This window comes from Streptomyces sp. NPDC058955, assembly GCF_042741435.1.
GTDB lineage: Bacteria > Actinomycetota > Actinomycetes > Streptomycetales > Streptomycetaceae > Streptomyces.
Genome location: NZ_JBHYKM010000185.1, coordinates 1 through 4608, shown reverse-complemented (window position 1 = coordinate 4608; position 4608 = coordinate 1). Strand labels below are relative to the sequence as shown.

At 68.3% G+C, this 4608-nt stretch carries 6 protein-coding genes; 4 read left to right on the top strand and 2 right to left on the bottom strand.

The features are described 5' to 3' along the window. Positions 1-624: 624 nt before the first annotated feature. The 4 genes from ACFW1I_RS36765 to ACFW1I_RS36750 all read left to right on the top strand — a co-directional run bounded on the left by ACFW1I_RS36765 (position 625) and on the right by ACFW1I_RS36750 (position 3223). Complete coding sequence (locus tag ACFW1I_RS36765; protein ID WP_384678199.1) at positions 625-1251, top strand: hypothetical protein; 627 nt, start codon at positions 625-627, stop codon at positions 1249-1251. Between the two features lie 277 nt (positions 1252-1528). Further along, positions 1529-1951: a Fic family protein gene (locus ACFW1I_RS36760; RefSeq protein WP_384678197.1), complete on the top strand. Its 423-nt coding sequence runs from the start codon at positions 1529-1531 to the stop codon at positions 1949-1951. 154 nt (positions 1952-2105) lie between these two features. Continuing rightward, positions 2106-2591, top strand: coding sequence for a hypothetical protein (locus ACFW1I_RS36755; RefSeq protein ID WP_384678195.1), 486 nt, complete (start codon positions 2106-2108; stop codon positions 2589-2591). A 161-nt stretch (positions 2592-2752) separates the two neighbouring features. Beyond that, entirely contained in the window at positions 2753-3223 is a 471-nt protein-coding gene (locus tag ACFW1I_RS36750; RefSeq protein ID WP_384678193.1) for a hypothetical protein, read from the top strand. Between the two features lie 77 nt (positions 3224-3300). Here the strand turns inward: ACFW1I_RS36750 and ACFW1I_RS36745 are convergent, their stop codons facing one another. Further along, the gene (locus tag ACFW1I_RS36745) at positions 3301-3699 is read right to left on the bottom strand and encodes a hypothetical protein (RefSeq protein ID WP_384678191.1); all 399 of its coding nucleotides are present in this window, start codon (positions 3697-3699) and stop codon (positions 3301-3303) included. Then, entirely contained in the window at positions 3696-4550 is an 855-nt protein-coding gene (locus tag ACFW1I_RS36740) for an IS5 family transposase (protein ID WP_384678210.1), read from the bottom strand. Before ACFW1I_RS36740 ends, ACFW1I_RS36745 begins: the two co-directional genes overlap by 4 nt. Positions 4551-4608: the final 58 nt, after the last annotated feature.

Below are 4608 nucleotides of genomic sequence, written 5' to 3'. Positions count from 1 at the left end.
AGCCGGAGCCGGAGCCGGAGCCGGAGCCGGAGCCGGAGCCGGAGCCGGAGCCGGAGCCGGAGCCGGAGCCGGAGCCGGAGCCGGAGCCGGAGCCGGGGAATGCCCGCGACTGTGGGCGCTCGCGTTGCAGGCTCTTTTGATCCCCCGCGAGCCTAGAAAGGGAGCAGGTAGGACAGCCTCAGGCCCGCCGGGCCGGTCGCCCTCGACAACCCGATCGGATGCCCGATTTTGCGCCCGCCGTCCGTGATCGGGCGGAGAGTCAGGTGAGGGGTCCGTCTGCTGGAGCGAAGTGATTCGGTTCTTCCGCGTCCGACTGGCCGCAGTCCGATACGTGGCCCGGTCCTGCGGCGAGGGCGCGCCGCAACGACGTACTCCTGAACGTGCTCAGCCGCGTGCCGTAGCGGGCGTCGCGGGCGGAGCGGGCGGAGCGGGAGGGCTGTGCAGCGTCGCGTGGTGGGCCCTGGCCGAAGACGGGCAGCACCGGAAACCTGGGTGACGAGGCTACGAGCGTTTGGCATGATCGCTCAGCTGTCCTGACGTGCCCAAGTCTGAAGGAACACCACGGCCATCAACTACGAACTCGCCCCGGCCTGGCTGCCGTGGTCTGCCGTTGACCCCGATCGCATGGCCTTCCCCTGGGACGAGGCGGAGGCTTCTGAGATCACCACGGTGATCGCCTCGATGGTGCCTCCCGACGATGCCGACTGGGAAGAGAAGCATCGCTTCACCACCGAGGTCACGGCGCTCCTGGCCGCCCGATACGGCCGGTGGGCGTGCGGCTGGTATTGGGCGGTCGGTGAGGGCGGTGGGGGCGGCGTCGTCTCCCACTGGTGCTGCAGCTCCCACTCCGTAGGCAGGCCCGACGTGACAGCCGCCAAGGTGGTTGCGTCCCTGCTGGAGTGGCGCGATTGGTTGGAGGAGCTGGCGGAGCGGTTCGAGCAGCTGGCTCCGCCCGATGGAACGGCTGCCGAGGACCGTAGCTGGCACGTGGAACGGGCGGCCACCCGACTCGTGACGGTGGTCATGGACCGTACGGGTGCCGAATGCGGCTGGTACAGGCTCTGCCACACGGTGTTGACCTGGTTCCTCTCTTCCACCGGCATGGGGGCGGAGGAGGCGAAGGACGTGGTCGATACCGCGATCGGTGGACGGTTCAAGAGCTGGACCGTGCCGTCGCGGACCCTGATCGAGGCGGTCGGAGAGGATCTCGCCGTAGAACTGACCGGAGTACAGCCCTACCGTGAGCGCTGACGCCTTGGCCGCCTGGGTTCGGACCAGGAACCAGATCGACTGGACTGCCGGTGCCGGTGCCGGCACCGGTGCGGGTTCCGCTGCCGGTGCGGTGCCGGTCCCGGTCGAGCCCACGGCGGACGGCCTCACTGCCTGGTGCAGGGAGGGAAGCCGTTCCTCGGACCCCGATCGAGCCCACCGGCTGCTCGCGGCGTTGGCTCAGTCGCGCGCGGACGCCTCTCGTAGGGCCCCTCTCACCTGCACGCTTCTGACCGGATGGCAGCGGTTGGTCCTCGGCATGCCGGGAGTGCTATTCCGGCGAGGCGACGCCTTCGCCAAGGGCGGCCGGGAACGCTACGCCCTGACGTCCCACACCCAGCGCGACTTCGAACGCTGTCTGCGCGACAGCGCCGACCCGCGAGTCCCCCTGGCCTCCCGCGCAGCCAGGGCCTACCTCGACGTGGCCTTCTTCCACCCCTTCCCGGACGGCAACGCCCGTCTCGCCATGCTCACCCTCGGCTACGTCCTGGAGCTGGAAGGAGTCCGGCTGGACCAGGTCGGCCCCTTGCAGACCACGCGCTACGCGGACGACGCCGCCGGGGCGGCAGACCTGGCCGCCCTGGTCGTCGTTCTCATCCGCTCGACCCACCTGCGGGCCTCCAAATTCCCCGACGGGGAGCGGCCGTCGTCCCGACTCCCGGCAGGGCGCGGACGACCGTGAGCATGTGGTGGGGCAGGGCGGAGGGTTCGCAGCCCCGTTCCGCGGGCAAACGCCGGCCTCTGGAGCCCGTCTCTTGGAAGTGCGGCCGCAGGGTGCTGCAGGCTGGATCGATAACCTGTGTCGGCGTCGGCGGCGCGGTGCGAAACTTCGGGCCATGACCTCACCTGAGCTCAGTGACCTGGACTATCTCCGGGAGATCGAGCGCCTCGCTCACCGCGTCAGTGTGGAGGCGTCCAACGAGGGATGGCTCTCGTTCCAGGCGGACCCGGATGAGGCGGCACCTCTCCAGCGCAGTGTGAATGCGCTTGCTCGGGCTCTGCGCCATTACCACTTCGAGGGCGACGGCTGTTTGGAGGAGGACCGGCCTCTGGTCCGTCTCGTCGGGGCTTCGGTGTTGAAGCCCGGAGCCATGCCGGCCGGGGTGGAGGAGGCGTACGAGGAGGTGTGCGTCCGGATTGGCGTCGTCCCCAGGCCGGAGGGCTGGGCACTGTGGAACACCTGGAGCGACGGGGACCTGAAGGTGACCATGGTGGTGTCCGCGGTCGAGACGACCGAGGGGCTGTTTGAGAACTGGGCTCGCGGGAGGGCGCTCGACCCGGTGTCGCCGCTGCCCTCTCAGAGGGCGGTTCGTGACTCTTGAAGCAGTTATGTCGCCGTGCCCGCCCGTATCGAGGCCGGAGTATTGTTCGAGACCGTCATGGTCGAGAGCTCCCCGGATTGGCAGACGAAATGGTGAGGGTCGAAGAGCTGGAGGGCGTGCTGCCTTCGATGACACGGTGGCGTGTGCCAGGCGGACGCAGCGTGGACTGGGCCGCCCTCGAGGCGGGCCTCGGGACGGCGCTGCCCTCGGACTTCCGCTCTCTGGCGGAGGCGTACCCGGTGCTTGTCATCGATAATTTCCTCATGGTGTCCCTTCCGACGCCCGGCGCCGAGGCGCCATGGGCGTCCGAGTCCAGGGACGACGAGATCCTTCAGGATCTGTACGAGATGGGCGACACCGAGGACTACGTTCCTTACCCGCAGCCGGGAGGCCTGATCTCCTGGGCGTCGTCCAATTCGGGGGACACCTTCTACTGGAGGACGAGCCCTGCGGATCCGGACGCATGGCCGGTGGTCGTCCGCACGGACAACGCCGACTGGATCGAGTTCCCAGTCGGTGCCGTCGAGTTCCTGGCCGGCGTGTACGGGCGCACCATCGACGTGCCGGGCATGCCCAGGAACTTCCCCAGCGACGACCCGAAGGTTCTGGGCCTAAGCGACCGCATCGACTGATCGGCAGCTCATAGGGTGCTCAGGTGATGTCCGTTTCCGGTTGAGGTGGAGCAAGCCCGCTGGTGGAGGTCCGTCAGCTATTGCTTCCTGGCGAAGTTGCCGGTGTCGGCCTCGGTGAGGATCTCCAGTTTGACCAGGCGTTTCAGCTTGGCCCGGGTGCCTTCGACGTTCTTCGGCAGCAGCTCGTGGCCGAGGGCTTCACAGACGTCCTTGGCTCGTAGCGGCCCGGTCGCGTGGTTGAAGGCGGCGAGGATACGGGGGTAGTCCGGGTGTTCGGGCAGCTCCGGCGCGGCGGCCGGGAGCCGGTCGGCGAGGCCGGTGACGGTCTTACGAGTGATCGCGAGGTGCTCCAGGTGGGTCTCGGCCTGTCGTAACCGGGTCTGCAGGTCCTCGATCTGTGTGCGGAGGTCGTCGGCCAAGGCCCGGGCGGCGTCTTCCTGGAGGTCCAGGGCGTCGAGCAGGGGCTGGATGTTCACGCTGCCACCGCCTGCGCCTCGCGCCAGGTGGGGGCGTTCGCGCTGGTGAGGCGTCGGGTCATGATGTGGGTCATAGCCCAGTAGACGCGGGAGACGGAGGAGGAGGGGCGGTGCTCGTAGTCGCGGACCAGGCGCCGGTGCAGTATCAGGATTCCGTAGGTCTGCTCGACCCTCCACCGCTTCGGCTGCGGCACGAAACCCTTGACCTGCGGGTTTCGTTCGACGATCTCGACGGCGATGCCCAGGCCAGCGCCGTGCAGGACGACCTGGTTCTTGAAGCCCTGGTCAACCAGGGCTTTGCGGACGCGGCCGCCGGCGTGCTCGGCGACCCGGTCCAGCAGGATGCTGCCCGCGGAGTTGTCGTGGGTGTTCGCGGCGAGGACGACGACTGCGATGACCAGGCCGAGGACGTCCACGGCCAGGCCGCGCTTGCGGCCGGACACCCGCTTGGCCGGATCATGACCGGTCGTGGAGGCGGGGACCCCGGCGGCCACATGGACACTCTGGGTGTCCAGTACCACCAGGGTCGGGTCCTCTAATCGGCGGGCGCGTTCGCGGACCTGGCAGCGCAAGAGTTCATGGATGACCTGGTCGGTTCCGTCGTCCCGCCAGGCGGCGAAGTAGTAGTACGTCGCGCTCTTCTGCGGCAGGTCGTGCGGGAGATAGGCCCACTGGCAGCCGGTCCGACCCTGGTAGAGGATCGCGTTCACGATCTCCCGCATGTCGTAGGCGCCCGGGTGGCCGCTGACCGAGCGGTGCCGGTTCTTCCACGCGGTGATCACCGGCTCGATCAACGACCACTGCTCGTCCGATAAGAGGGCATCTGATCTAGGTAGTTGGTATTTTGGGATGTTCTTGTGACTGGAGGCTGTAGGGCTCGTTGTCCGGGACGTGACACCTCGACGTGCG

Bases quoted from the DNA above. Each gene is read 5' to 3' on its own strand.
- ACFW1I_RS36755 (WP_384678195.1), top strand. From the start codon at position 2,106: ATGACCTCACCTGAGCTCAGTGACCTGGACTATCTCCGGGAGATCGAG.
- ACFW1I_RS36760 (WP_384678197.1), top strand. From the start codon at position 1,529: ATGCCGGGAGTGCTATTCCGGCGAGGCGACGCCTTCGCCAAGGGCGGC.
- ACFW1I_RS36765 (WP_384678199.1), top strand. From the start codon at position 625: ATGGCCTTCCCCTGGGACGAGGCGGAGGCTTCTGAGATCACCACGGTG.